Genomic DNA, 25643 nt, shown 5'->3' with positions numbered 1-25643 from the left:
TCCACCCGCGGGCTCCCGGTGAGGAGCACCCCCGCCGTCGCGGAGACCGTCGCCGAGCTGCGCACGCTCGTCGCCCGGCTGCCCGGCCCGGTCGCACTGGTGCCCACGATGGGTGCGCTGCACGAGGGCCACCGGGCGCTCGTGCGCGCTGCCCGGGAGCGGGCCGGCAGCGTCGTCGTCTCGGTGTTCGTCAACCCGACCCAGTTCGGCCCCGGCGAGGACTTCGACCGCTACCCGCGCACCTGGGACGCCGACCTCGCCGCGCTGGCGGAGGAGGGCGCCGACGTCGTCCTCCACCCGCCGGTCGAGGAGGTCTACCCGCCCGGCGCGGTGGGCGTCACCGTCCACCCCGGCCGCCTGGGCGACGTCCTCGAGGGCGCCGTCCGGCCCGGCCACTTCGCCGGCGTGCTGACCGTCGTCGCCACGCTGTTCGGCCTGATCCGTCCCGACCTCGCCGTCTTCGGCGAGAAGGACTACCAGCAGCTCACGCTCATCCGCGCGATGGCCCGCGAGCTGGCGCTGGGTGTCGAGGTCGTCGGCGTGCCCACGGTCCGTGAGGACGACGGGATGGCGCTGTCCTCCCGCAACCGCTACCTCTCACCGGAGCAGCGGGCCACCGCCGTCACGATCTCCCGCGCGCTGCGCGCCGGGGCGGACGCCGGGCCGCGGGGTGCCGACGCCGTCCTGGCCGCCGCCCGCGCCGTCCTCGCCGAGGCACCCGACCTGCTCCCGGACTACCTGGAGCTGACCGACCCCGACCTCGGGCCCCCGCCGGCCGCCGGCCCGGCCCGCTTGCTCGTCGCCGCCCGTGCCGGCAGCACCCGCCTGCTCGACAACACCGCTGTGACACTCGCCCGCCCAGCCCAGCCCTCGGGAGCCACCCGATGATGCGCACGATGCTGAAGTCCAAGATCCACCGTGCGACGGTCACCCAGGCCGACCTGCACTACGTGGGCTCGGTGACGATCGACGAGGACCTGCTCGACGCCGCCGACCTCCTCCCGGGCGAGCAGGTCGCGATCGTCGACGTCACCAACGGCGCGCGGCTGGAGACCTACGTCATCCCCGGCGAGCGGGGCAGCGGCGTCATCGGCATCAACGGCGCCGCCGCGCACCTGGTGCACCCCGGCGACCTGGTGATCGTGATCAGCTACGGCCTCATGGACGAGACCGAGGCGAAGTCGCACGTCCCGAGGGTCGTGCACGTCGACGCCGCCAACCGCGTCGTCGAGCTGGGTGGCGACCCCTCGGCCCCGGTCCCGGGCGCAGAGGACCATCGGCGGAGCCCGCTCGCAACTGGTTCCCGGCCTCGTCCCGGGTCCCCTCGCGGACTCGCGAGCGGAGGGCAGGACGAGCACGAGGACCCCCTCCTCCCCGCCCCTCGCATGCTCGGAGCGGGACCCGGGAGGGGGCCGGAAGGGCGCGGCGACCGCGGCGTCCCGGTCCGGTGACGTCCCTGGCGGCGCCGGTCACCGGTCTGCCCACCCGGCTGGCCGCACCGGCGCCCGGCTGGGAGCTGACCGCCGACGTGTGCGTCGTCGGCTCCGGCATCGCCGGGCTGTGCGTGGCGCTGCACGCCCGGGCGGCCGGGCTGTCGGTCGCCGTCGTCACCAAGGTCCGGGTGGACGACGGGTCGACCCGCTGGGCGCAGGGCGGCATCGCCGCCGTGCTCGACCCCGCGGACACGCCGGAGGCGCACGCCCGCGACACCGAGGTCGCCGGGGTGGGGCTGTGCGAGCCCGACGCGGTCTCCTTGCTGGTGTACGAGGGCCCCGGGCGGCTGCGCCAGCTGATCGACTGGGGCGCCGCGTTCGACCGCGACCCCACCGGCCGGCTGCTGCTCACCCGCGAGGGCGGGCACTCCGCCGACCGGATCGTGCACGCCGGCGGCGACGCCACCGGCTCGGAGGTGCAGCGCGCGCTGCAGGACGCCGTCCGCGCCGACCCGGGCGTCACCCTCGTCGAGCACGCCATGGTGCTCGACCTGCTCACCGACGCCACCGGCCGCGCCGCGGGCGTGACCCTGCACGTGCTGGGCGAGGGCAGCGCGGACGGCGTCGGCGCGGTGCGCGCCCGCGCGGTCGTGCTCGCCACCGGCGGCATGGGCCAGGTCTACGCCGCGACCACCAACCCGCCGGTCTCCACGGGGGACGGCGTCGCCCTCGGCCTGCGCGCCGGCGCGGTGGCGACCGACCTGGAGTTCGTCCAGTTCCACCCCACCGCCCTGTACCTGGGCCCGGGCGCCCGCGGTCAGCAGCCGCTGGTCAGCGAGGCGCTGCGGGGCGAGGGCGCGGTGCTGCGCGACGGGGCGGGGGAGCGGTTCATGCTCGGCGTCCACCCGCTGGCCGAGCTGGCCCCCCGCGACGTCGTGGCCAAGGCCATCACCCGGGTGCAGCTGCGCGACGGTGTCGACCACGTCTGGCTCGACGCGCGCGGCCTCCCGGACGTGGCCCGGCGGTTCCCGACGATCGTGGCCAGCTGCCGCGCGGCCGGCGTCGACCCGGTCACCGACCTGGTCCCGGTCACCCCGGCGGCGCACTACGCCTCCGGCGGCCTGGTCACCGACCTGGCCGGCCGGACGACGGTGCCCGGGCTGTACGCCTGCGGCGAGGTCGCCTGCACCGGCGTGCACGGCGCCAACCGGCTGGCGTCGAACTCGCTGCTCGAGGGCCTGGTCTTCGCCGCCCGCATCGGCGCGGAGCTCGCCGCGGCCCTGCCGCCGTCCGCCCCCGCCGTGGCGTCGGCGGCCGCGTCGTCCGGGCTGCTCGACCCCGGCGGCCGCCGCGTGGTGACCGAGACGATGTCGGCGCGCGTCGGCGCGCTGCGCAGCGGCGCGGGGCTGGCCGAGGCGACCGGGCGGCTCGCCGCTCTGGCCGAGGGGCTCGGCCCGGACGTCGCGCCGGGCGTGGCCGGCTGGGAGGCCACCGACCTGCTGACCGTCGCCGGCGCGCTGGCGACCGCGGCCGCGGCCCGCGAGGAGACCCGCGGCTGCCACTGGCGGGAGGACCACCCCGGGACCGAGGAGGACTGGCGGGTGCACCTGGACGTACGGCTCGAGGACGACGGCGCCCTGCAGGTGACCCGCCGCCCGGTGGGGGCTGCGGTGGTGCAGGGGTGGTGAGCGAGCGTGCGAGCTCGCCGCTGGGCGGGCGGGGTGAGACGGTGACCGTCGACGCGCGCTCGCTGGAGGGCACCGGCCTGGCCGAGGCGTGGGTGGCCGAGCTGGTCGAGCGCACCCTGGCCGAGGACCTCACCGGCGGCGCGCCCCTGCCCAGTGCCCCGGACCTGGCCGTCGCCCACGACGTCACCAGCGCCGCCACCGTGCCGGCCGCCCAGCTGGGCACCGCCGACCTGGTCGCCCGCGCCGACGGCGTCGTCGCCGGCCTGCCGGTCGCCGCCCGCGTCTTCACCCGGCTGGCTCCGGGCGCCACGCTCACCGCCGGCGCCACCGACGGCGACCGGGTGGCGCGGGGCGACGTGCTGCTGACCGTCCGCGGGCCGGTGCGCGCACTGCTGGCCGCCGAGCGCAGCGCGCTGAACATCGCCGGCCGGGCCAGCGGCATCGCCACCCTCGCCCGCCGCTGGGTGGACGCGGTCGAGGGCACCGGCGCGGTCGTGCTCGACACCCGCAAGACCACGCCGGGACTGCGGCCGCTGGAGAAGTACGCCGTCCGCTGTGGCGGCGGGTCGAACAAGCGCATGGGGCTCTACGACGTCGCCATGGTCAAGGACAACCACGTCGCCGCCGCCGGCTCGGTGGCCGCCGCCGTCGCCGCGGTGCGGGAGCGGGCGCCGCGGGTGGCGGTGCAGGTCGAGGTCGACGTGCCCGCCCAGGCGGTCGAGGCGGTCGAGGCCGGCGCGGACTTCCTGCTCTGCGACAACATGTCGCCCGACACGCTGCGCGAGGTCGTGGCCCTGGTCGGCGGCCGGGCCGAGCTCGAGGCGACCGGCGGGCTGACCCTCGAGGTGGCCCGGGCGGTCGCCGAGACCGGCGTCGACTACCTCTCGGTCGGCGGGCTGACCCACTCCGCGCCGATCCTCGACCTCGCCCTCGACCTGCGGGCGGGCTGACCGGTGCTGCTCACCGTCGACGTCGGCAACAGCCAGACCGTCCTGGCCACCTTCGACGGCGCGCGCCTGGTCGGCGGCTGGCGGGTGACCACGGCGCCGCGGGCGACCAGCGACGAGCTGCGGATGCTGTGGCGCGGGCTGCTGCGCGACACCCAGGTCACCGGGGTGTCGGCCTGCTCGACGGTGCCCGCGCTGCTGCCGGCGCTGCGCACCCTGCTCGACTCCCTGGACGTGCCCGTCGTCCTCATCGGGCCGGGCGTGCGGACCGGCGTCCCCCTGCACGTGGACAACCCGCGCGAGGTCGGCGCCGACCGCGTGGTCACCGCGCTGGCCGCGCACGAGCTGTACGGACGGCGTCCCGACGGCAGCGGCCGCCCGGTCGTCGTCGTCGACTTCGGCACCTCCACCAACGTCGACGCGGTGGGGCCCCAGGGGCAGTTCCTCGGCGGCGCGCTGGCCCCCGGCGTCGAGGTCAGCCTCGAGGCGCTGGCCACCCGCGCGGCGCAGCTGCGGTCGGTGGAGCTGAGCGTGCCGGCGCACGCGATCGGCAAGAACACCGTCGCCGCGCTGCAGTCGGGCCTGGTGCTCGGCTTCGCCGGGCTGGTGGACGGGCTGGTGTCGCGGATCGCCGCCGAGCTCGTCGCGCAGTTCGGCGACGCACCGGTCGTCGTCGCCACCGGCGGGCTGGCGCCCCTGGTGGCCGGCAGCTGCCGGTCGATCGGCGAGCGGGAGCCCGACCTGACCGTGCACGGGCTGCGGCTGGCCTTCGAGCGCCACCAGGGTCGCTGACCGGCCTCCCCGTAGGCTCGGGTCCCGTGAGTGAGCAGCCCCCGGGTGGTGCGGGAACACCGGTCGACGACGAACTCCCCGAACAGCTCCGCGTCCGCCGGGCCAAGCTCGACCGGATGCGCGAGGCCGGCGTCGACCCCTACCCGGTCACGGTCGCCCGCACGACCACCCTGGCGGAGGTCCGGGAGGCGCACCCCGACCTCGAGCCCGACACGATGACCGGCGAGCGGGTCGGCGTCACCGGCCGGGTCATCTTCGTCCGCAACACCGGCAAGCTGTGCTTCGCGACGCTGCGCGAGGGAGACGCCGAGCTGCAGGCGATGCTCTCCCTCGACCGCGTGGGCGAGGAGTCGCTGGCCGCCTGGAAGGCCGACGTCGACCTCGGCGACCACGTGTTCGTCGAGGGCGAGGTGGGCACGTCGCGGCGGGGCGAGCTGTCCGTGTTCGCCGACTCCTGGCAGCTGACCGCCAAGGCGCTGCGGCCGCTGCCGGTCGCGCACAAGCCGATGAGCGAGGAACTGCGGGTCCGCCGTCGCTACGTCGACCTCATCGTGCGCGACGAGGCGCGCCGCACCGTCCGGCAGCGAGCCACCGTGATGTCGACGCTGCGCGGGGGGCTGGGTGCGCGCGGTTATCTCGAGGTCGAGACGCCGATGCTGCAGACCGTGCACGGCGGTGCCGCGGCGCGGCCGTTCCGCACCCAGATGAACGCATTCGACCTCGACCTGTACCTGCGCATCGCGCCGGAGCTGTTCCTGAAGCGGTGCATCGTCGGCGGGCTCGAGCGCGTCTTCGAGATCAACCGCAACTTCCGCAACGAGGGTGCCGACAGCACGCACTCGCCGGAGTTCGCGATGCTCGAGGCGTACCAGGCCTATGCCGACTACCAGGTGATGGCCACCCTCACCCGTGAATTGACCCAGGAGTGCTGCGAGGCGCTGTTCGGCGACCACGTCGCGCGGCACAACGACGGCACCGAGATCGACCTGTCGGGGGAGTGGCGGCAGGTGCCGCTCTACACGCTGGTCTCCGACGCCGTCGGCGAGGAGGTCACCCCCGAGACGCCGCTGGAGGCGCTGTGCACCCTCGCCGAGCGGCACGAGGTCGGCGTCGACCCGGCCTGGGTCCCGGGGAAGGTGGTCGAGGAGCTGTTCGAGGCGCTGGTGCAGGACACGCTGCAGGAACCGACCTTCGTCGTCGACTACCCGCTGGACACCTCACCGCTGACCCGGGCCCACCGCTCGCATCCGGGACTGGCCGAGAAGTGGGACCTCTACGTCGCCGGGGTCGAGCGGGCGACGGCCTACTCCGAGCTGGTCGACCCGGTGGCGCAGCGCGAGCGCCTGGTCGCCCAGGCCGTGCTCGCCGCAAAGGGCGATCCCGAGGCGATGGCTTTCGACGAAGACTTCCTCGAGGCGCTCGAGTACGGGATGCCGCCGACCGGTGGCATGGGCATGGGCATGGACCGGCTCATGATGACGCTCACCGGATTGGGCATCCGGGAGACGATCCTGTTCCCCTTGGTGCGGCCGCTCCCATCCTGAACCGGACCGTCTGCTTCTCACTCCATTGTGCGTAGTGTGTTTCTTCCTACCGCGAATGGTCTATCGTCCTCCCCGACCGAGAGAACTGGTTGCGAGTGCGGGGCGAAAGCCCCGTGGGAGTGGAGAAGCGAATGGCGCGCAAGGTGCAGGTCATCCTCAGTGACGACCTCGACGAGAACGTCGCCGCTGACGAGACGGTGAGTTTCTCGCTCGACGGCACGAGCTACGAGATCGACCTGTCGGACAAGAACGCGCAGGAGCTGCGTGACGCGTTCTCCCGCTACGTGCAGGCCGCGCGCAAGGTCGGTCGCGGCAGCGGTCGCGCCTCCGGAGGTGGCCGGTCGCGCGCCACCGGCGGTGGCGGCCGCATGGACCGGGAGCAGGCCGGTGCGATCCGCGACTGGGCCCGCAAGAACGGCCACGCGGTCAGCGACCGCGGGCGGATCCCGGCCAGCGTCGTCGAGGCCTACGAGGCCGCGCACTGAAAGAGGACCCCGGTAAGGACCCCGTCCTCCTCACCGCTCGCAGGCTCGCGGTGAGCCTCTGGACGGGGCCGTACAGGGCCGACCGGCGGCCCGGCACCCTCCCGAGGGTGCCGGGCCGCCGTCGTCCGCGATACCGCTGTCGGACGCTCACTGTTCGTCACCGGCGGCCCGGATCAGGGACTTTCGGCCCTAGGGGGTGTCGGACCGGTTCGTGACGGTTGTGGCATGAGCCAGGACGCGGCCGAGACGACCGTCCCGCGCGGCCCGGGGGAGCTCACCGGCCGGGGGACGGTGGACCCCTTCCCCCAGGCCCCGACCTTCACCGCCAGCCTCGACCAGCGCCAGGGCGTCGTCCGGGCGCGCGGACACCTCGACGTCCTCGCCGCGGACCTGCTGTGCGGCAGCATCGTCGCCCTCCAGCGCCGGGGGCACCGGCAGGTCACCGTCCGGCTCCGGCCGTTGGCCACCGCCGACGACGCCGCCCGCGAGCTGCTCGCCCGGCTCGCCGACACGCTGGCCGCCGAGGGCGTCCGGCTGGTGGTCGAGTGAGCACCGTCGAGGGGCCCTGGTCGGCCGCCGGACGCCGTCCCGCCGCCTCCCCGCGCCAGGACCGCTGGACCGTCGGCGTGGACGCGGCGGCGCCGCGGTCGCCCTGGGGTGGGACGGCGCCCAGCCGGCTGCACGCCGTCGGGGACGCCGGGCTGGTCGCCGGCCGGGCCCTCTGCCTGGCCCCGGTCACCCTCCTCGACCCGGCGCTGTGGGTCTGGCCGGACGACGGCGACGAGGAGTGGCCGCTCTGCTGGGTCTGCCTCGCGCTGACCTGCTGAGGGACGCGCGACCCGACGTCCACGGTGGGCGCGACGGACCGGTCGCCGTCCGGGCGGCGACGCGCCGTCCGCTGTCGGCGTAACCGGTCCGGAACACCGGTCGGTCACCATCGGTTGGACCGGGCAGCTCCACTCCTCCGCACGGGCTGTTGTGCCGACGGAGGGTCGGAGTCCGCGACTACAGTGGAAAGACCGGTGCCCCGCGCGCCGACGGACGTCGGGTGCTCCTCCCCACCGGGGAGGGCAGCGCCGGACCAGCCGGTCAGAGGAGAAGCAGCAGATGTTCGAACGGTTCACCGACCGAGCCCGCCGCGTGGTCGTCCTGGCCCAGGAAGAGGCCCGGATGCTCAACCACAACTACATCGGCACCGAACACATCCTCCTGGGGCTGATCCACGAGGGTGAGGGTGTCGCCGCCAAGGCTCTCGAGTCCCTGGGCATCTCGCTGGAGGGTGTCCGCCAGCAGGTGGAGGAGATCATCGGCCAGGGCCAGCAGGCCCCGTCCGGACACATCCCCTTCACCCCGCGGGCCAAGAAGGTGCTCGAGCTGTCGCTGCGCGAGGCGCTGCAGCTGGGCCACAACTACATCGGCACCGAGCACATCCTGCTCGGCCTGATCCGCGAGGGCGAGGGCGTCGCCGCCCAGGTGCTGGTGAAGCTGGGCGCCGACCTCAACCGCGTCCGCCAGCAGGTCATCCAGCTGCTCTCGGGCTACCAGGGCAAGGAGCCGGCCGCGGCCGGCGGCCCGGCCGAGGGCACGCCGTCCACCTCGCTGGTGCTCGACCAGTTCGGCCGCAACCTGACCCAGGCCGCGCGCGACTCCAAGCTCGACCCGGTCATCGGGCGGGCCAAGGAGATCGAGCGGGTCATGCAGGTCCTCTCGCGGCGGACCAAGAACAACCCCGTCCTCATCGGCGAGCCCGGTGTCGGCAAGACCGCCGTCGTCGAGGGCCTGGCCCAGGCGATCGTCAAGGGCGAGGTCCCCGAGACGCTGAAGGACAAGCAGCTCTACACCCTCGACCTCGGCGCCCTCGTCGCCGGCTCCCGCTACCGCGGTGACTTCGAGGAGCGGCTGAAGAAGGTCCTCAAGGAGATCCGCACCCGCGGCGACATCATCCTGTTCATCGACGAGATCCACACCCTCGTCGGGGCCGGTGCCGCGGAGGGCGCGATCGACGCCGCCAGCATCCTCAAGCCGATGCTGGCCCGCGGTGAGCTGCAGACCATCGGCGCCACCACGCTCGACGAGTACCGCAAGCACCTGGAGAAGGACGCCGCCCTCGAGCGCCGCTTCCAGCCGATCCAGGTGGGCGAGCCGACGCTCACCCACACGATCGAGATCCTCAAGGGGCTGCGCGACCGGTACGAGGCGCACCACCGGATCAGCATCACCGACGGCGCGCTCGTCGCCGCCGCGACGCTGGCCGACCGGTACATCTCCGACCGCTTCCTCCCGGACAAGGCGATCGACCTGATCGACGAGGCCGGTGCCCGGATGCGGATCAAGCGGATGACCGCCCCGCCGGACCTGCGCGAGTTCGACGACCGGATCGCGGCCATCCGCCGGGAGAAGGAGTCGGCGATCGACGCGCAGGACTTCGAGAAGGCCGCGTCGCTGCGCGACAAGGAGAAGCAGCTCCTGGGCGAGAAGGCCGAGCGCGAGAAGCAGTGGAAGGCCGGCGACATGGACGTCGTCGCCGAGGTCGACGACGAGCAGATCGCCGAGGTGCTGGCCAACTGGACCGGCATCCCCGTCTTCAAGCTCACGGAGGAGGAGACCACCCGTCTCCTGCGCATGGAGGACGAGCTCCACAAGCGGATCATCGGCCAGGAAGAGGCCATCAAGAGCGTCAGCCAGGCGATCCGGCGCACGCGGGCGGGCCTCAAGGACCCGCGCCGTCCGGGTGGCTCCTTCATCTTCGCCGGCCCCTCGGGTGTCGGTAAGACGGAGCTGGCGAAGGCACTGGCCCAGTTCCTGTTCGGTGAGGACGACGCGCTCATCCAGATCGACATGGGTGAATTCCACGACCGCTTCACCGTGTCGCGGCTCGTCGGTGCCCCTCCCGGCTACGTCGGCTACGACGAGGGCGGCCAGCTGACCGAGAAGGTGCGGCGCAAGCCGTTCTCGGTGGTCCTCTTCGACGAGATCGAGAAGGCGCACGCGGACGTCTTCAACACGCTCCTGCAGGTGCTGGAGGACGGCCGGCTCACCGACGGTCAGGGCCGGATCGTGGACTTCAAGAACACGATCCTGATCCTCACGACCAACCTCGGGACGCGGGACATCTCCAAGGCCGTGGGGCTGGGCTTCCAGGTCGGCAACGACAGTCAGTCCAACTACGAGCGGATGAAGAACAAGGTCAACGAGGAGCTCAAGCAGCACTTCCGGCCGGAGTTCCTCAACCGCATCGACGACATCGTCGTGTTCCACCAGCTGACCGAGGAAGAGATCATCGAGATCGTCGACCTCATGGTCGCCCGCGTGGAGGGCCAGCTGGCGAACAAGGACATGTCGCTGGAGATCACGCAGGACGCCAAGAAGCTGCTGGCGGCCCGCGGGTTCGACCCGGTGCTCGGTGCCCGGCCGCTGCGCCGGACCATCCAGCGCGAGATCGAGGACGCGCTGTCGGAGAAGATCCTCTACGGCGAGCTGACCGCCGGTCAGATCATCGTGGTGGACGTCGAGGGCGAGGGCGCCGAGCAGCGGTTCACGTTCCGCGGCGAGGCCAAGCCGATCGACGTGCCCGACACCCCGCCGGTCGCCCTCTCGGGCGGCGACGAGGAGGGTCCGGCCGCCCAGGCCGAGTGACGGAGGCCCCCGTCCTCCTCACCCCTCGCGAGCTCGGGGCGAGCCTCTGGACGGGGCCAGCGACAGGGGCCGTCTCCCAGCCGGGAGGCGGCCCCTTCGTCATGCTCGCCCGGACGACGCGGCCGGGTGTCGTCCCGACCGCCGATGACCGGCTGCCCCACCATCGGCGCGTGGCGGCTCCTGCCGGCGCGTCGATCAGCCACCCGCCGATGGTCAGGCCACCGCCTCGCTCGGCGTCCTGCCGGCCGCTGCCCCACACGCGGCCGACTGCGTGACCGCGTCCAACGGCGTACCTCGGCGCGCAGTCAGCCGGCGGTCCTCACAGCCGACGGTTGATCATGGGGTTGGTGCAGGCGACACGCGGCGACGTGCCGCAGCAGCGCGCGACGATCCCATGATCAACGCCAGGAGGCGGTCGGGCGGGGCAGCGACCTCAGGCGGGCAGGGTGAAGCGGCCGTCGGCGGTCTGTTCGACCAGCCCGTCGGCGACCAGCGAGTCCAGGCAGCGAGATCGCTGAGCGGCGTCGTCCCACGCGGCGTCGAGCTCCGGTGCCGCCACGGGCCCCTCAGCGGCCCGCAGCACGTCCAGGAGCCGGCCGCGCACTTGCCGGTCCGTGCCGGCGAACCTCTGCACCCGACGGGGCGGACCGTCGGACGCCGGGTAGCCCGCCAGCCGCCAGGCGCAGTCGCCGCGCACCGGGCAGGCCGCGCAGCGCGGCGTCCGGGCCACGCACACCAGCGCGCCGAGCTCCATGACCGCCACCGCGAAGCGCACCGCCCGCCCGGGGTCGGCCGGCGCGAGTGCCGCGACATCGGTCAGGTCGGCGGTGCGTGCCGGCGCGGCCTCCGCCCGGCCGTGCACCAGCCGGGCGACCACCCGCCGCACGTTGGTGTCGACCACCGGCTGCGGCTGCCCGTGCCCGAAGCAGGCGACGGCTCGGGCGGTGTAGGTGCCGATGCCCGGCAACGCCTCCAGCGCCGCCACGTCGGCGGGGACGACGCCGCCGTGCCGCTCGGTGAGGGCGACCGCGGTCTCCCGCAGCCGCAGCGCCCGCCGGGGGTAGCCGAGCTTCCCCCAGGCCCGGATCACCTCGGCGGGCGACGCCGCGGCCAGCGCCGCCGGGGTGGGCCAGCGCGTCACCCACTCCCGCCACACCGGCTCGACGCGGGCGACCGGCGTCTGCTGCAGCATCACCTCGCTGACCAGCACGGCCCACGGGTCGGTGTCCGGCCGGCGCCACGGCAGGTCGCGCGCGGCGCCGGCGAACCAGTCGACGAGGACCTCGCCGATCGGGGCGGACGACGGGGGGAGGGCGCGGGCCGGGCTGTCCACGGGGTCCCAGTGTGCCGCGCCCCGGGGTCGGCGTGCCGCCGCAGGTCAGCGGGCCGCCGCGCACTACGGTTCTCGGCGTGCTGCACCCCGTCGGCCCCCTGCCCGCGGCGGTCTACTGGAGGCGGCGGCTGCTGGTGCTGACCCTGCTGCTGGCGGTGCTCGGCGGCGGGGGCTGGCTGCTCGTCGCTGCGCTGACCGGCAGTGGGAGCGGCGGGACGGCGACCGCGGCGGCCACGACGTCGCCCACCGCGGAACCGGCCGCCGAGCCCCCCGCCCTGGAGCGGGTGGTGCCGTCCCTGGCCAGCGTGCAGACCCCGACGCCGGCACCCGAACCGCCCGCCGAGCCGGCGCCCGAGCCGGCTCCGACCCCGGGCGGCCCCTGCAGTGACGACATGATCGAGCTGGCGGTGCGCACCCCCGGCAGCGCGCCGGTCGGCGGCAAGCCCACCTTCGAGCTGGTGGTCACCAACGTCTCGACGGTGCCCTGCGTCCGGGTGCTCGACGCCGGCCTGCAGGAGGTGCTGCTGCTCGACGGGGGCGGCAACCGGGTGTGGGGGAGCAACGACTGCTTCCCGGAGTCCAGCAGCGACACCCGCACCCTCGCGCCGGGGGAATCGGTGACCTTCCCGCTGGTGTGGGGCGGGCTGACCAGCGAGCCGTCCTGCACGGCCGAGCGGACGACGCCGGCCCCGGGGCAGTACGCGGTGCGTGGCCGGCTCGACACGGAGGTCAGCGCCGAGGTGCCCTTCACGATCAGCTGAGGGAGGACCCTGTCCCATGGGCACCCGGCGCCTTGCAGGGCCATCGGGGCCCCGTTCCGAGCCTGCGAGGGATGGGGAGGACAGGCGGAAGGACCGCCTCCCCACGACTCGCGAGCTCGTCGCGGGCCCTGGAGGGAGGCCTCAGCTGTAGCGGTCGAGGATCGAGGTCTCGGCCAGCCGGGAGAGGCCCTCGCGGATGCCGCGGGCGCGGGCCTCGCCCACGCCCTCGACGGCCAGCAGGTCCTCGATGGTGGCCGCGAGCAGCTTCTGCAGCCCGCCGAAGTGGTCCACGAGGCGGTCGATGATCCCGGCCGGCAGCCGCGGCACCCGGGCCAGCAGGCGGTAGCCCCGGGGGCTGACGGGGGAGTCCAGCGCGTCGGCGGAGGTCGGCAGGCCGTAGCAGCGGGCCACTGCGGAGAGGTCGAGCAGCTCGGTGGCCGAGAGCGCGCGGAGGTCGGCCAGCACCTCGTCGATGCTCCTGGGACGGCGGAGCCCGGAGGGCACGTAGTCGCGCACCAGCAGGGCGCGGTCCTCCTCCACCCCGGCGAGCATCTCGTCGAGCTGCAGCGCCAGCAGCCGCCCGTCGGTGCCCAGTTCGACGACGAAGCCCTCGATCTCGTCGGCGATCCGGCGGACCATCTCCAGCCGCTGGCTGACGCTCATCGCGTCGCGGACGGTGACGAGGTCCTCGATCTCCAGTGCCGACAGCGTGCTGGCCACCTCGTCGAGGCGCAGCTTGTACCGCTCGAGCGCGGCCAGCGCCTGGTTGGCGCGGGCCAGGATCGTCGTCGGGTGCTCCAGCGTGTAGCGCCGTCCGGCCACGTAGACGCTGATGATGTGCATCGACTGGCTCACCGAGATCACCGGGAAACCCGTCTGGATGGCGACCCGCTCGGCGGTGCGGTGGCGGGTGCCCGACTCCTCGGTGGGGACGGTCGGGTCGGGCATCAGGTGGACGCCGGCCCGCACGATCCGGCTGCCGTCGTAGGAGACGATCACCGCGCCGTCCATCTTGGCCAGCTCGCGCAGCCGGGTGGCGGAGAGGGCGACGTCGAGGGCGAACCCGCCGGTGCAGATGGACTCGACGACGCGGTCGTAGCCGAGCACGATGAGCGCGCCCGTCCGGCCGGCCAGGATGCGCTCCAGCCCGTCACGCAGCGCCGTGCCCGGTGCGATGCGGCCGAGCAGTTCGCGGAGCGCGACCTCGGAGTCCACAGCGGGGGGCACGAGCGCTCCTGACGTTCGACGTGGTGGCGGCTGAGTCTACGTGCTCCAACGGTACTGGCGGGCGCCGGTGACCCACCTCACCGGCGCCCGGGACCACGGGCCCCGCAGGCCTCAGAACAGACGGGCGAAGGCCGCCCCGAGGTCGGGGACCTCGACCAGCCGCAGGCCCTTGGGCGCACTGCCGGCGTCCTCCGGGACGAGCGCGACCTTGTACCCCTGCCGGGCCGCCTCGGCCAGCCGCCGGCCGGTGCCGCCGACCCGCCGGATCTCCCCGGACAGCCCCACCTCGCCGACGGCGACCAGGCCGCGGGGCAGCGGGACGTCCTTGGCCGCCGACGCGATCGCCAGCGCCAGCGCGAGGTCGGCCGCGGGCTCGGCGATGCGCACCCCGCCGACGGAGGCGGCGAAGACGTCGGCGTCGGCGAGCCTGACCCCGCCCCGCCGCTCGACCACCGCGTTGACCATGGCCACCCGCTGGGAGTCCAGCCCGCTGACCGCCCGCCGCGGGGAGCCGCCGCCTCCGCTGCTGGACGCGACCAGCGCCTGGACCTCGGCCAGCAGCGGCCGGCTGCCCTCCATGGTCACCGTGACACAGCTGCCGGGCACCGGCGCGGCGCGGCGGGAGACGAACAGGTGCGAGGGGTCGGGGACGCCGACCACGCCGGTGTCGCCGATCTCGAAGCAGCCGATCTCGTCGGCCGGGCCGAAGCGGTTCTTCATCGCCCGGATCAGGCGCAGCGTCGAGTGCCGCTCGCCGTCGAAGGAGACGACGACGTCGACGAGGTGCTCCAGGGCGCGCGGCCCGGCGATCGCGCCGTCCTTGGTGACGTGGCCGACCAGGATCGTCGTCATCCCGCGGCTCTTCGCGATGCCGGTGAGGGCGCTGGCGACCGCCCGCACCTGCGTGGCGCCGCCGTCGGTGCCCTCGACAGCGGGGGAGCGCACGGTCTGCACGCTGTCGAGGACCAGCAACGAGGGCGCGACCTCGTCGACGTGCGCGAGGACCGCCGACAGTTCGGACTCGGCGGCCAGGTAGAGCCGGTCGTGCAGTGCGCCGATCCGCTCGGCCCGCAGCCGCACCTGGGCCGCGGACTCCTCGCCGGACACGACGAGGGCGGGACCGTTCGTGGCGGCCACCCGGTGGGCCACCTCGAGCAGCAGCGTCGACTTGCCCACGCCCGGCTCGCCGGCCACGAGCAGCACCGCGCCGGGCACCAGTCCGCCACCGAGGACGCGGTCGAACTCCTCGATGCCGGTGGGCACCGCGCGGGCGGCGGCGAGCTCGACCTGCGCGATGGGCACCGCCGGCGCGGTCACCGGACCGGCAGCGACGGCGCGCAGCGGGGAGGCGGGGGTGCCGACCTCCTGGATCGTCCCCCAGGCCTGGCACTCGGGGCACCGGCCGACCCACTTGGCGGAGGCGTAGCCGCACTCGGTGCAGCGGTGGGCGGGGCGGGACCTCACTCCGGCAGGTGGCACCCCTCGACGCTAACCGCCGGGTACGACAGGACCGGGCACGGACGCGCGCCCTCCCCGCGAGGACCCACCGCGGCCCCCTGGAGGGTCCTGTCCCGAGCGGAGGGAGGGGTGGGGGCAGGGGGTCCTGCTACTACTCGGTCTCGGTGTCCTGCTCGTTGTCGCGGCTCTCGGAGCCGCCCTCCTCGTGGTGGAAGTCGAAGGGCTCCTCGCGGGGGACCACCCGCTCCGGCGTGGCGACCAGCGCCTGGACGGTGACCTCACCGGCGCGCTCGAAGGTCAGGGTGAGCTCGATGCTCTGCCCGGCGGTGAGCTCCTCGGTGAGGTCGGCCAGCTCGACCGTCGCGCCGCCGGCGCCGCCGAGGAACACCGTGGAGCCCGCCGGGATCGCGATGTCCACCTCGGAGCTGGCGCTCGGCGTGGACGGCGCCGCGGGGACGCTCGGCGTGGGCACTGCGCCGGGGCTGGGCGTCGCCCCGGGGGCGGTGGTCTGCGGTGCGGCGCCCGGAGTGGTCGGGGTCGCAGGGGTGGTGGCCACCGGGGCGGCGCCCGGTGTGGTCGGGACGGCGGCGGCCTGACCCGACACGATGACGCCGTCGAAGGCCTCGCCCTCGATGCCCACGAGCGTGTCGGACTCGGTGTCGCCGTTGACGATCGCCAGCTGCAGCTCGGCGGAGTCGCCCTCCTCGTACAGCCCCTCCTGGGGGTGGGCCAGGGTGATCTGGCGGAGCGTGATGTCGCCGACCGCCGCTTCGGGGCCGACCTTGTCCCGGTTCTGGGTGGCCGTCTGGGCGACCTGCCCGGCGCTGCACGCGGTGAGCGCGACCGGGCTGAGGAGCAGGACACCCATCGTGGCGGCGCGCAGTGCGCGGTTCACAGCCGTCGACCTCCAGGGACGTGCCGGCCACCGCAGGTCGATGGCCCGAGTCGCGCCGAGCCTAACGCTCACCCCACGATGGCCGCCGGGAGGTGAGGCGGTGGTGCCCGGCATGCCGCGACGGCCCGCGGGCGACCCCGCGCTGGCCGCGTTCCCCGCCCGCGCACCGGCCACCCGGCGGTGGTGCTTCGCCGACCAGCTCGGCCCGCACTTCCTCGACCGTCCGGACCAGCCGGTGCTGCTCATCGAGTCGAAGGCGGTCTTCGCGCGCCGCCGGTTCCACCGCCAGAAGGCCCACCTGGTGCTGTCGGCGCTGCGCCACCGGGCCGCGGAGCTCGGCGACCAGGCGGAGCTCCGCCAGGTACACACCTACGCCGAGGCGCTGGACCGGGTGCGCGAGCCGCTGAGCGTCTGCGCGCCCACCACCTGGAGCAGCCGCGACTACGTCCTGCGCCGTCCCGACCTCGCCGTCCTCGCCGCCCGGGGGTTCGTCGCGACCCAGGAGGAGTTCGCCGGCTGGGCCGAGCGGAGGGGGCGGCAGCGGCTGCTCATGGAGGACTTCTACCGGGACAACCGGCGCCGCCACGACGTCCTCATGGACGGCGTGGAGCCGGTCGGCGGGCGCTGGAACCTCGACCACGACAACCGGGAGCCGCCGCCGTCGGACGGGCGGCTCGACGTCCCCGAGCCGTGGTGGCCGGAAGAGGACGAGATCGACGAGCGGGTGCGCGCCGACCTCGACCGCTGGGAGGCCGACGGGGACGTCGCGTTCGTGGGGGACGACGGTCCGAGGCTCTTCCCGGCCAACCGGCAGGAGGCTCTGTACCGCCTGAGGGACTTCCTCGACACCCGGCTCGGCGCCTTCGGCCCGCACGAGGACGCGATGCTCGACGGCGACCGCTGGATGGCGCACTCGCTGCTCTCCCCGGCCCTCAACCTCGGCCTGCTCGACCCGGTCGAGGTGGTGCACGCCGCCGAGCGGCGCTACCGCGACTCGGTGGCGATGAGCGACCCGCTGCCGCTCAACAGCGTCGAGGGGTTCGTCCGCCAGGTCATGGGGTGGCGCGACTACATCTGGCACACCTACTGGCACTTCGGCCGGGACTTCCGGCACGCGAACGCCCTGGCCGCGCACGAGCCGGTGCCCGAGTGGCTGGCCGACCTCGCCGACGGCGCGGTCGACGCCGCCTGCCTGTCCGACGTCCTCGGCGACCTGCGCCGTGACGGCTGGGTGCACCACATCCCGCGGCTGATGGTGCTCGGCAACTACGCGCTGCAGCGCGGCATCGACCCGCTGGCCATGACCGACTGGTTCCACCGCACCTTCGTCGACGGCTACGACTGGGTGATGGTCGCCAACGTCGTCGGCATGAGCCAGCACGCCGACGGCGGGCTGCTGGCCACCAAGCCCTACGCCGCCGGCGGCGCCTACATCGACCGGATGAGCGACTACTGCGGCGGCTGCCGCTACGACCCGCGCAAGCGGCTGGGCGAGGACGCCTGCCCCTTCACCGCCGGCTACTGGGCCTTCCTCGAGCGCAACCGGGAGCGGCTGGCACCCAACCAGCGGATGCGCCGCGCGCTGCAGGGGCTCGACCGGCTCAAGGGCCTGGAGGAGGTCGTCGAGCAGGAGCGGCTGCGGGGCACCGAGGCCATCTGATCGGGGGACGGCGGTCCAGTCCGGGCCCGCGGCTGCCGATCCCCCTCCCGTACGCGAGTGCGGCGGGAGGTGCGGATGGCGACGGGTCCGGCGTTCGACGACGTCCTCGCGGCGGCCCAGGCGGGCGCCGCGTGGGCCTTCGAGGTGCTCTACCGGGACCTCTCCCCGGCGGTCACCGGGTACCTGCGGCTGCACGGCGCCCTCGACCCCGACGACCTGGCGAGCGAGACCTTCCTCGCCGTCTTCCGCGGCCTGGCCGGCTTCTCCGGCGACGAGGACGCCCTGCGCTCGTGGGTGTTCACCATCGCCCACCGCCGGCTGGTCGACGACTGGCGCCGCCGCAGCCGCCGTCCGCAGTTGGCCGAGGACGCCGGCGACCTGCTGCCCGAGACGCCCGGCGGCGACGTGGAGGACGACGTCCTGACCCGGCTGGGCACCGAGACCGTGCACCGCCTCTGCGCGGGGCTGCCCGCCGACCAGCGCTCGGTCCTGCTGCTGCGGGTGCTCGCCGACCTCACCGTCGAGCAGGTCGCGGCGGTGATGGGCCGCTCCGTGGGGTCGGTCAAGGCCCTGCAGCGGCGCGGCCTGCGCCGGCTGCGCGCCGAGCTCGAGGCGGCCGGGACCCCCCGGACGGGTGAGGCGTCAGTGACCACTGGGACGGCGGGCGCACCCCTGGTGGCCCGTCCGGCGATGACGGGAGCGAGATGACCACGCCAGCCGACGCCCGGACCGACGAGGAGGCCTTCGCGGCCTGCCTCGCCGGCCGTCCCGTGCCCGCGGGCGCGCAGGGCCTGGCCGCGTTCACCGACGCGGTCCGGTCGAGCGCCACCGCGCCCGGGCGGCCGAACGCGGCCCTGGCCGAGCTGCTGGCGACCGGTCTGCTCGTCCCCACCCAGGAACCGTCCCGCGGGACGGCCGGGCGCCCCGCCCGGACCTCACGGAAGAGGCCACACGTGCTGATCCCCACCCTCGTCGCCAAGTTCGCCGCCGCCGGTGCCGTCGCCAAGGCGGCCGCCGCGGGCGGTGTCGTCGCCGTCGCGCTGACCGGTGCCGCCACCGCCGGGGCCCTCCCCGGCCAGCAGGACACCGCCGTCGTCGAGAGCAGCGACACCATCGACACCACCACCGACGAGCCGACCGGCACCACCGACGGCACCGGCGACGTCACGGACGAGCCTGCCGCCGGGGAGCCGGCCGCCGAGGAGCCGGTGGTCGAGGAGCCTGGCACCGAGCCCGTGGTCGAGGAGCCTGTGCCCGTGGTCGAGGAGCCCGCGGTCGAGGTCCCCGTGACCGACCCGGCGCCGGAGTCCCCGGAGACCTCCGAGGGCGGGAAGCCGACCGACCAGCAGAAGTTCGATCGGCACCCCGAGAACCCCGGCCGGGCGGCCAGTGCCGAGGCGCACCAGCGCAACGCCGAGCGCAAGGCCGAGCGGGCCGTGCAGCCGGAGGCCGGGACGCCCGAGGACGAGGGGACTGATGAGGTCCTCGAGGCCGAGCAGGCGCCGGTGGTCGAGCAGTCGGCGCCAGCCGGCCACGGCAAGGGCAACGGCAAGAACGGGAAGTGACCCCTCGGGCAGGCTCGCGGCGGCCTCCCTGCAGGGTCCCGCCGCGAGCCTGCCCCTGGCGGGGCAGGAGGGTCCGCCGTCAGGTGACCGCGGCCCCGCCGGCGAGCAGCAGCACCACGTCGAGGACGGTCAGCAGCATGACCGCGGGGAACGCCAGCCGGCGGAACCCCGGGGTGCCGGCCAGCGCCGCGACGGCGACGGCGGGCACCGCCAGCCCCAGCCCGGCCCACCCGGCCGCGGTCGGCGGACCCTCCGGGCCGAGCACCAGCACCAGTGAGGCGCCGCCCAGCACGACCGCCCCCGTGGCGGCGGACACCCGGGCGCCCAGCCGGTGTGGCAGCCCGCGGACGCCGGTGGCCAGGTCGTCCTCGAGGTCCGGGGCGACGTTGGCCAGGTGCGCCGCGGCGCCCAGGGCCGCGCCGGCGACCACCAGCCACCACGGCGCTGCGAGCCAGTCCGACCCACTCGCCCCGGGCGCCGCCGCCACCACCCCGGCCGGCAGCGCCCCGAAGCCGGTGACGTAGGGCAGCACCGAGACGGCGGTGCGCTTGAGCCCGGCGTTGTAGGCCCAGCCGCTGGCGACCAGGACCAGCAGCAGGACCCCGGGGACCACGCCGAGCAGCAGCGACAGGACGGCCGCCGCGACAGCCGACCCGAGGGCCAGCGAGCGCAGCAGCGCGGGGTCGACGGCACCCTGCACGACCGGCTTGTCGGTCCGCGCGACGGCTCGGTCGCGGTCGGCGTCGAGCCAGTCGTTGCTCCACCCGATGGAGGCCTGACCTGCGAGGACGGCAGCCGTCACGAGCGCCGCGCGACCCCACGACGCGCCGGCGGCGAGGGCCAGGAGACCGGCCACGACGGTGACCGCGAGCGCCGGCCCCGGGTGGGTGGCGAGGGCCAGCGCGCGGGGCGTGACCCTCCGTCGCGCCCCGTGCGCACGCACACCCACCATGCTCCTGTCAACCCCTCCCGGGTACTCCTTCGCGCCGCTGACCTGCGGATTTGCGAACTGGGGTGGCCCCGCTCGCCAGTCTGCCGTGGTAACCTGTGGACAGCGAAAGGGGTCACACACACATGGGCTTCACTGTCGGCGAGACCGTTGTCTACCCGCACCACGGGGCAGCGCTGATCGAGGCGATCGAGACGCGGGTCATCAAGGGCGAAGAGAAGGCCTACCTCGTGCTGAAGGTCGCCCAGGGCGACCTCACCGTGCGGGTGCCGGCCGACAACGCAGAGATCGTCGGCGTCCGTGACGTCGTCGGTCAGGACGGACTGAACCGGGTCTTCGAGGTGTTGCGCGCCCCGCACACCGAGGAGCCGACGAACTGGTCGCGTCGCTACAAGGCCAACCTCGAGAAGCTCGCCTCCGGTGACGTCAATAAGGTCGCCGAGGTCGTGCGCGACCTGTGGCGCCGCGACAAGGACCGCGGGCTCTCCGCCGGCGAGAAGCGCATGCTCTCCAAGGCGCGCCAGATCCTGGTGAGCGAGCTCGCGCTCGCCGAAGGCACCAACGAGGACAAGGCCGAGGTCCTCCTCGACGAGGTCCTCGCCAGCTGAGCTCGGGTCCTCGAGCTCTCCCGCACCAAAGTCCACTCCCGTGCACGCTGTCGGCATCGTCGCAGCGGCCGGGAGTGGTCTGCGTCTGGGGGCGGACCGGCCCAAGGCGCTGGTCCCGCTCGGCGGCCGCGCCCTGGTCTGCTGGGCGGTCGACACGCTGGTCGACGGCGGGGTGCGGGACGTCGTGGTCGCGGTGCCCGCCGCCGAGCACGCCGCGTTCGCGACCGTGCTGCCCATGGACGTCCGGCTGGTCGCAGGCGGGGCCACCCGCACCGCCTCCGTGCGCGCCGCGCTGGCCGCGGTCGGCCGCCGTGCGGACGCCGTCCTGGTCCACGACGCCGCCCGCCCGTTGACCCCGCCGGACCTGGTCACCCGGGTCCTCGACGCGCTGGCCGCCGGCGCGCGGGCCGTCGTTCCGGTGCTGTCGGTCGTCGACACCACCGTCGTGGTGGACGACGACGGCGTGGTCGCCGACACCGTCGACCGCGCCGTGCTGCGCCGGGTGCAGACCCCTCAGGGGTTCGCGCGCGAGGCCCTCGTCGACGCCTACGCCTGGTTGCCACCCGACGCCGAGCTCACCGACGACGCCGCGGTGGTCCGCGCCGCCGGCATCCCGGTCGCGACGGTGGCCGGTGACGAGCGGGCGGCGAAGGTGACGGTCCCGCACGACCTGGCGCTGGCCGAGCTGCAGGTGGTGCGGTGAGCACCCCCGCGCTGCCGCGGGTCGGTGTCGGGGTCGACGTGCACCCGGTCGAGGCCGGCCGCCCCTGCTGGCTGGCCGGGCTGGAGTGGCCGGGCGTCGACGGCTGCGCCGGGCACTCCGACGGCGACGTCGTGGCCCACGCGCTCACCGACGCGGTCCTCTCCGCCGCCGGCCTCGGCGACATCGGCGGCCTGCTCGGCACCGACGACCCGCGCTGGGCCGGCGCGCGCGGCGCCGCCGTCCTGGCCCACGTGCGCGAGGTCCTCGGGGCGGCCGGGTGGCGGGTCGGCAACGCCGCGGTGCAGCTGGTCGGCACCACCCCGAAGGTGGGCCCGCGCCGTGCCGAGGCCGAGCGGGTGCTGGGCGAGGCGCTGGGCGCCCCGGTGAGCGTCACGGCCACCACGACCGACGGCCTGGGGCTCACCGGGCGCGGGGAGGGGCGGGCGGCGATGGCGACGGCACTGGTGGTCCGGACGGCGTCCGAGGGCGGCGGACCGGCCTGAGCCTCGTCGGCTCAGGTGCCGGGCCAGACGAGGTCCTGCAGGGTCCGGCGGGCCCGGCCGGGGTCCTCGTCCGCAGCACGACCGATGGCCGACGTGGTGGTGACCTGCCAGTGTCCCGGGATGGCGAACTCGGCTGCCACACCCTCGCGGTCGAAGGCGCGGAACTGGCGCACCGCCAGGCCCAGCGCCTGTGCCTGCAGGGTCATGTGCGCGACTGCCTGCCCCAGGTCGTACAGCGAGAACTCCGAGTAGTCCCAGTCGGTGTCCTCGACGTGCCGGTGGGACAGGTTCGCCACCAGCAGGCTCGCCGTCGGCGCCCACCGGGCCGAGCTGCCGGCCAGGTGGCGGACGAGTCGTCGATGTGTCTCCTCGCCGCGACGGCCGACGATGAAGGCCCACGGCTGGGAGTTGCCCGCGGACGGCGCCCACCGGGCTGCCTCCAGCAGCGATCCGGTGTCCCGGTCGGACACCTCGTGCGTGCCGTCGAACGCCGTCGGACTCCACCGGCTGCCCAGCAGCGGGTGCAGCCCCGGCGGCCCCACCTCGTCGTGCACCCGGCCACCCTGACACGGCCCGGCCCGGGCGGACGACGTCCGTAGACTCCGCGCGGTGAGCCTCCGCCTGTACGACACGGCCGCCCGCGCGGTCCGCGACTTCACGCCCCTGCGTGCCGGGCAGGCCTCCGTCTACGTCTGTGGGCTCACCGTGCAGGGGCCGCCGCACGTCGGACACGTCCGCTCGGCCCTGGCCTTCGACGTGCTGCGCCGCTGGCTGGCCCACCGCGGCCTGGAGGTCAGCTACGTCCGCAACGTGACCGACATCGACGACAAGATCCTCGCGAAGGCCGAGGCCGCGGGTGTGCCGTGGTGGGCCTGGGCGTACACCAACGAGTTGGCGGTCACCCGCGCCTACGACGTCCTCGGCGTGCTGCCCCCGATGTACGAGCCGCGCGCCACCGGGCACGTCCCGGACATGGTCGAGCTGGTGCAGCGGCTGATCGACCGGGGGCACGCCTACGCCGTCGACGGCGACGTCTACTTCGACGTCCGCTCCTTCCCGGAGTACGGCTGCCTGACCGGGCAGCGGCTGGAGAACCTGGAGCCGGCCGCGGACACCGACACCGACGAGCGCAAGCGCGACCCCCGTGACTTCGCGCTGTGGAAGGCGCACAAGCCCACTGAGCCGGAGACCGCGTCCTGGGCCACACCGTGGGGCCGGGGCCGGCCGGGCTGGCACCTGGAGTGCTCCGCGATGGCCGAGCGGTACCTGGGGCCGGAGTTCGACATCCACGGCGGCGGGCTGGACCTGCGCTTCCCGCACCACGAGAACGAGCAGGCCCAGTCGCGCGCGGCCGGCGACGGGTTCGCGCAGTACTGGTTGCACAACGGCTGGGTCACCCTCGGCGGCGAGAAGATGAGCAAGTCGCTGGGCAATACCGCGCTGGTCGACGAGGTGGTGCAGCGGGTGCGGCCGGTCGAGCTGCGCTACTACCTGGTGACGCCGCACTACCGGTCGACGATCGAGTTCACCGACGCCGCGCTCGCCGAGGCCGGCGCGGCCTACCGGCGGCTGGAGTCCTTCGTGCGGCGCGCGGCCGAGCGAGTGGGCGCGGATGCCGGCAAGGCCGAGCTGGTGCCGGAGTTCGCCGCCGCGATGGACGACGACCTGGGCACGCCGGCCGCCGTCGCCGCCGTGCACGAGGTGGTGCGGCGGGGCAACACCGCGCTGGCCGAGGGTGACGACGAGGCGGTGGCCGGAGCGCTGGGCTCGGTGCGAGCGATGCTCGGCGTCCTCGGCCTGGACCCGCTCGACCCGCACTGGACCGCCGCCGGGGGGGACGACCGGCTCACCCGGGTCACCGACGGCCTCGTCGCGCTGGCCCTGGGGCAGCGCCAGGCCGCCCGGGCCCGCAAGGACTACGCAGCAGCGGACGCGATCCGCGACCAGCTCGCCGCACTCGGCGTCCAGGTCGAGGACACCCCGCAGGGACCGCGATGGGAGCTGAGCCGCTGATGGCCGGCAACAGCCAACGCCGGGGGCGCACCACCGGCGCGCACAAGAAGGGCGCGGCCGGGGGCACCGGCGGCAAGAACCGGCGCTCGCTGGCCGGCCGCGGCGCCACCCCACCGGCCGAGATGCGCCCCGGGCACCCCGCGCAACGGCGCGCCACGGCCGACGCCCGGCGGCGGACCGAGCGCGACCGCAGCCGCCAGCGCGCCGAGGACGCCCCCGAGCTGCTGCTCGGCCGCAACCCGGTGGTCGAGGCGCTGCGCGCGCAGATCCCGGCGACCGCGCTGTACGTGGTCACCGGGGACGTGGGGTCGGGACGGGCGGGTGCGAAGTCAGCGACCGACGAGCGGATCACCGAGGCGCTGCACCTGGCCAACGACCGGGGGCTGCCGCTGCTCGAGGTGGGCCGGGCGGAGTTCGACCGGATGTCCGGTGGCGCGCTGCACCAGGGCATCGGCCTGCAGGTGCCGCCCTACCAGTACGCGCACCCCGACGACCTGCTCGACCTCGCCCGTGACTCGGGCCGCCCGCCGCTCGTCGTCGCGATGGACGGCGTCACCGACCCGCGCAACCTCGGTGCCGTCGTCCGCTCGGCCGCGGCGTTCGACGCGCACGGCGTCGTCGTGCCGCAGCGCCGCTCGGTCGGCATGACCGCGTCGGCCTGGCGCACCAGCGCCGGGGCAGCGGCCCGGCTGCCGGTGGCCCGTGCGGTCAACCTGGCCCGGGCGCTCGGCTCCTACCAGGACGCCGGGCTGATGACCGTCGGCCTGGCCGGGGACGGCGACGTCGACGTGCACGACTTCGACGGGTTCACCGACCCGCTGGCGCTGGTGGTCGGGGCCGAGGGTGCCGGGCTGTCCCGGCTGGTGCGGGAGCGCTGCGACCTCGTCGTGCGCATCCCGATCGCGCGGGACACCGAATCGCTCAACGTCAGCGTCGCCGCCGGCATCGCGCTGTACGCGGCGGCGTCGGCCCGGCGGTAGGCGCCGGCGACGCTTGCGCGGGGGCGCACTGCGCGGCTGTGTGACTGTGCACCGGCGCGCACCGTCGGGCCGCCCGGACTGGTTGGTTGGTGGCATGCCCTCGTTCACGTCCGTCGTCGGAGCCGCCACGGCCGCCTTCTCGGCCGCGCTGGTCGTCGTGCCGGGGGTGCTCACCGTCCCCATCGGGCTGCCCGACACCGCCTCGACGCGGGCGCTGCTGCGCGCCCTCGGTGCCCGGGACGCCGTGATCGGCCTGGCGATGGTGGCCGTGCCGGCGGGCCGGCTCCGCGACCTGGCCGCCGCCGCGCGGGTGCTCAGCGACTGCGCCGACGCGGCCGTGCTGCCCGCGGCGGTGCCGGACCGGGGCAGGGCGGCTCTGCTGCGTGCCTCCGCCGCCGGCTGGGGTGCGCTCGCCCTCGCCGCTGCCGTGCTGGACCGCCGCGCCGGCCGCTGAGGGAGGACC

General features: G+C 75.0%; 26 protein-coding genes. 20 read left to right on the top strand and 6 right to left on the bottom strand.

The window, feature by feature from the left end:
* Positions 1-18 precede the first annotated feature (18 nt).
* The 10 genes from panC to BLW63_RS09155 all read left to right on the top strand — a co-directional run bounded on the left by panC (position 19) and on the right by BLW63_RS09155 (position 10525).
* A complete protein-coding gene (gene panC / locus BLW63_RS09200) occupies positions 19-888 on the top strand; it encodes a pantoate--beta-alanine ligase (protein WP_091154107.1) in 870 nt (289 codons plus the stop codon).
* A gap of 8 nt (positions 889-896) precedes the next feature.
* Positions 897-1451, top strand: a complete 555-nt coding sequence (gene panD / locus BLW63_RS28540; RefSeq protein WP_280140506.1) for an aspartate 1-decarboxylase — start codon at positions 897-899, stop codon at positions 1449-1451.
* Positions 1448-3121: an L-aspartate oxidase gene (locus BLW63_RS09190; RefSeq protein WP_091154105.1), complete on the top strand. Its 1674-nt coding sequence runs from the start codon at positions 1448-1450 to the stop codon at positions 3119-3121. The genes panD and BLW63_RS09190 overlap by 4 nt, the downstream gene beginning before the upstream one ends.
* Positions 3118-4071: a carboxylating nicotinate-nucleotide diphosphorylase gene (gene nadC / locus BLW63_RS09185; RefSeq protein ID WP_244522458.1), complete on the top strand. Its 954-nt coding sequence runs from the start codon at positions 3118-3120 to the stop codon at positions 4069-4071. Before BLW63_RS09190 ends, nadC begins: the two co-directional genes overlap by 4 nt.
* 3 nt (positions 4072-4074) lie before the next feature.
* Positions 4075-4860 carry a type III pantothenate kinase gene (locus tag BLW63_RS09180; RefSeq protein ID WP_091154102.1) on the top strand — a complete coding sequence of 262 codons (786 nt, stop codon included), beginning with the start codon at positions 4075-4077 and terminating at the stop codon, positions 4858-4860.
* Between the two features lie 26 nt (positions 4861-4886).
* Entirely contained in the window at positions 4887-6404 is a 1518-nt protein-coding gene (gene lysS, locus BLW63_RS09175) for a lysine--tRNA ligase (RefSeq protein WP_091154097.1), read from the top strand.
* Between the two features lie 131 nt (positions 6405-6535).
* Positions 6536-6889, top strand: coding sequence for a histone-like nucleoid-structuring protein Lsr2 (locus tag BLW63_RS09170; protein ID WP_091154094.1), 354 nt, complete (start codon positions 6536-6538; stop codon positions 6887-6889).
* 225 nt (positions 6890-7114) lie between these two features.
* Positions 7115-7438, top strand: a complete 324-nt coding sequence (locus tag BLW63_RS09165) for a hypothetical protein (protein WP_091154091.1) — start codon at positions 7115-7117, stop codon at positions 7436-7438.
* Positions 7435-7716, top strand: coding sequence for a hypothetical protein (locus tag BLW63_RS09160; protein WP_244522457.1), 282 nt, complete (start codon positions 7435-7437; stop codon positions 7714-7716). The genes BLW63_RS09165 and BLW63_RS09160 overlap by 4 nt, the downstream gene beginning before the upstream one ends.
* 280 nt (positions 7717-7996) lie before the next feature.
* Positions 7997-10525, top strand: coding sequence for an ATP-dependent Clp protease ATP-binding subunit (locus tag BLW63_RS09155; RefSeq protein WP_091154087.1), 2529 nt, complete (start codon positions 7997-7999; stop codon positions 10523-10525).
* 433 nt (positions 10526-10958) lie between these two features.
* Here the strand turns inward: BLW63_RS09155 and BLW63_RS09150 are convergent, their stop codons facing one another.
* The gene (locus BLW63_RS09150) at positions 10959-11858 is read right to left on the bottom strand and encodes an HhH-GPD family protein (protein WP_091154083.1); all 900 of its coding nucleotides are present in this window, start codon (positions 11856-11858) and stop codon (positions 10959-10961) included.
* 77 nt (positions 11859-11935) lie between these two features.
* Here BLW63_RS09150 and BLW63_RS09145 point away from each other — a divergent pair, with 77 nt between their 5' ends.
* Positions 11936-12619, top strand: coding sequence for a MucR family transcriptional regulator (locus tag BLW63_RS09145; protein WP_091154080.1), 684 nt, complete (start codon positions 11936-11938; stop codon positions 12617-12619).
* A gap of 141 nt (positions 12620-12760) precedes the next feature.
* On the opposite strand, the gene disA is transcribed toward BLW63_RS09145, so the two are convergent.
* The 3 genes from disA to BLW63_RS09130 form a co-directional block, all read right to left on the bottom strand.
* Positions 12761-13846, bottom strand: a complete 1086-nt coding sequence (gene disA / locus BLW63_RS09140) for a DNA integrity scanning diadenylate cyclase DisA (RefSeq protein ID WP_091154077.1) — start codon at positions 13844-13846, stop codon at positions 12761-12763.
* Between the two features lie 111 nt (positions 13847-13957).
* Positions 13958-15325, bottom strand: coding sequence for a DNA repair protein RadA (gene radA / locus BLW63_RS09135; RefSeq protein ID WP_170856709.1), 1368 nt, complete (start codon positions 15323-15325; stop codon positions 13958-13960).
* A gap of 130 nt (positions 15326-15455) precedes the next feature.
* Complete coding sequence (locus BLW63_RS09130) at positions 15456-16199, bottom strand: copper chaperone PCu(A)C domain-containing protein (protein WP_091154070.1); 744 nt, start codon at positions 16197-16199, stop codon at positions 15456-15458.
* Between the two features lie 112 nt (positions 16200-16311).
* Here BLW63_RS09130 and BLW63_RS09125 point away from each other — a divergent pair, with 112 nt between their 5' ends.
* The 3 genes from BLW63_RS09125 (at position 16312) to BLW63_RS09115 (ending at position 19424) form a co-directional block, all read left to right on the top strand.
* The gene (locus BLW63_RS09125) at positions 16312-17859 is read left to right on the top strand and encodes a cryptochrome/photolyase family protein (protein ID WP_211517058.1); all 1548 of its coding nucleotides are present in this window, start codon (positions 16312-16314) and stop codon (positions 17857-17859) included.
* 75 nt (positions 17860-17934) lie between these two features.
* Positions 17935-18567: an RNA polymerase sigma factor gene (locus BLW63_RS09120; RefSeq protein ID WP_091154067.1), complete on the top strand. Its 633-nt coding sequence runs from the start codon at positions 17935-17937 to the stop codon at positions 18565-18567.
* On the top strand, positions 18564-19424 hold the full coding sequence (locus BLW63_RS09115; protein WP_091154064.1) for a hypothetical protein: 861 nt from the start codon (positions 18564-18566) through the stop codon (positions 19422-19424). Before BLW63_RS09120 ends, BLW63_RS09115 begins: the two co-directional genes overlap by 4 nt.
* A 79-nt stretch (positions 19425-19503) precedes the next feature.
* Here the strand turns inward: BLW63_RS09115 and BLW63_RS09110 are convergent, their stop codons facing one another.
* A complete protein-coding gene (locus BLW63_RS09110; RefSeq protein WP_091154060.1) occupies positions 19504-20376 on the bottom strand; it encodes a UbiA family prenyltransferase in 873 nt (290 codons plus the stop codon).
* A gap of 122 nt (positions 20377-20498) precedes the next feature.
* On the opposite strand from BLW63_RS09110, the gene BLW63_RS09105 reads away from it, so the two are divergent.
* Genes BLW63_RS09105 through ispF form a run of 3 tightly spaced genes read left to right on the top strand, consistent with a single transcriptional unit; the run spans position 20499 to position 22187 of the window.
* Positions 20499-20981, top strand: a complete 483-nt coding sequence (locus tag BLW63_RS09105) for a CarD family transcriptional regulator (protein ID WP_073418385.1) — start codon at positions 20499-20501, stop codon at positions 20979-20981.
* Between the two features lie 40 nt (positions 20982-21021).
* Positions 21022-21684 (top strand): 2-C-methyl-D-erythritol 4-phosphate cytidylyltransferase, encoded by a 663-nt coding sequence (gene ispD, locus BLW63_RS09100; RefSeq protein WP_091154055.1) that lies wholly within the window; start codon positions 21022-21024, stop codon positions 21682-21684.
* Positions 21681-22187 carry a 2-C-methyl-D-erythritol 2,4-cyclodiphosphate synthase gene (ispF, locus tag BLW63_RS09095; RefSeq protein WP_091154051.1) on the top strand — a complete coding sequence of 169 codons (507 nt, stop codon included), beginning with the start codon at positions 21681-21683 and terminating at the stop codon, positions 22185-22187. Before ispD ends, ispF begins: the two co-directional genes overlap by 4 nt.
* A gap of 11 nt (positions 22188-22198) precedes the next feature.
* Here ispF and BLW63_RS09090 read toward each other — a convergent pair whose 3' ends face one another.
* Complete coding sequence (locus BLW63_RS09090) at positions 22199-22741, bottom strand: nitroreductase family protein (protein WP_091154047.1); 543 nt, start codon at positions 22739-22741, stop codon at positions 22199-22201.
* A gap of 55 nt (positions 22742-22796) precedes the next feature.
* Between BLW63_RS09090 and cysS the strand changes: the two genes are divergently transcribed.
* From cysS to BLW63_RS09075, 3 genes are all read left to right on the top strand, one after another.
* On the top strand, positions 22797-24200 hold the full coding sequence (cysS, locus tag BLW63_RS09085) for a cysteine--tRNA ligase (RefSeq protein WP_091154043.1): 1404 nt from the start codon (positions 22797-22799) through the stop codon (positions 24198-24200).
* Complete coding sequence (gene rlmB, locus BLW63_RS09080) at positions 24200-25180, top strand: 23S rRNA (guanosine(2251)-2'-O)-methyltransferase RlmB (protein ID WP_091154833.1); 981 nt, start codon at positions 24200-24202, stop codon at positions 25178-25180. The genes cysS and rlmB overlap by 1 nt, the downstream gene beginning before the upstream one ends.
* 94 nt (positions 25181-25274) lie before the next feature.
* Positions 25275-25634 (top strand): hypothetical protein, encoded by a 360-nt coding sequence (locus tag BLW63_RS09075; RefSeq protein ID WP_091154039.1) that lies wholly within the window; start codon positions 25275-25277, stop codon positions 25632-25634.
* The last annotated feature ends 9 nt before the right edge of the window (positions 25635-25643 follow it).

The sequence above is a fragment of the Geodermatophilus africanus genome, assembly GCF_900107105.1.
Classification (GTDB): domain Bacteria; phylum Actinomycetota; class Actinomycetes; order Mycobacteriales; family Geodermatophilaceae; genus Geodermatophilus; species Geodermatophilus africanus.
The sequence above is the reverse complement of the archived record's forward strand: the minus strand, read 5'-3'. Positions and strand labels throughout refer to the sequence as shown.

Bases quoted from the DNA above. Each gene is read 5' to 3' on its own strand.
- BLW63_RS09165 (WP_091154091.1), top strand. From the start codon at position 7,115: ATGAGCCAGGACGCGGCCGAGACGACCGTCCCGCGCGGCCCGGGGGAG.
- BLW63_RS09110 (WP_091154060.1), bottom strand. From the start codon at position 20,376: ATGGTGGGTGTGCGTGCGCACGGGGCGCGACGGAGGGTCACGCCCCGC.
- BLW63_RS09155 (WP_091154087.1), top strand. From the start codon at position 7,997: ATGTTCGAACGGTTCACCGACCGAGCCCGCCGCGTGGTCGTCCTGGCC.
- BLW63_RS09105 (WP_073418385.1), top strand. From the start codon at position 20,499: ATGGGCTTCACTGTCGGCGAGACCGTTGTCTACCCGCACCACGGGGCA.
- BLW63_RS09120 (WP_091154067.1), top strand. From the start codon at position 17,935: ATGGCGACGGGTCCGGCGTTCGACGACGTCCTCGCGGCGGCCCAGGCG.
- BLW63_RS09170 (WP_091154094.1), top strand. From the start codon at position 6,536: ATGGCGCGCAAGGTGCAGGTCATCCTCAGTGACGACCTCGACGAGAAC.
- BLW63_RS09115 (WP_091154064.1), top strand. From the start codon at position 18,564: ATGACCACGCCAGCCGACGCCCGGACCGACGAGGAGGCCTTCGCGGCC.
- BLW63_RS09125 (WP_211517058.1), top strand. From the start codon at position 16,312: ATGCCGCGACGGCCCGCGGGCGACCCCGCGCTGGCCGCGTTCCCCGCC.
- panD (WP_280140506.1), top strand. From the start codon at position 897: ATGCTGAAGTCCAAGATCCACCGTGCGACGGTCACCCAGGCCGACCTG.
- BLW63_RS09075 (WP_091154039.1), top strand. From the start codon at position 25,275: ATGCCCTCGTTCACGTCCGTCGTCGGAGCCGCCACGGCCGCCTTCTCG.
- rlmB (WP_091154833.1), top strand. From the start codon at position 24,200: ATGGCCGGCAACAGCCAACGCCGGGGGCGCACCACCGGCGCGCACAAG.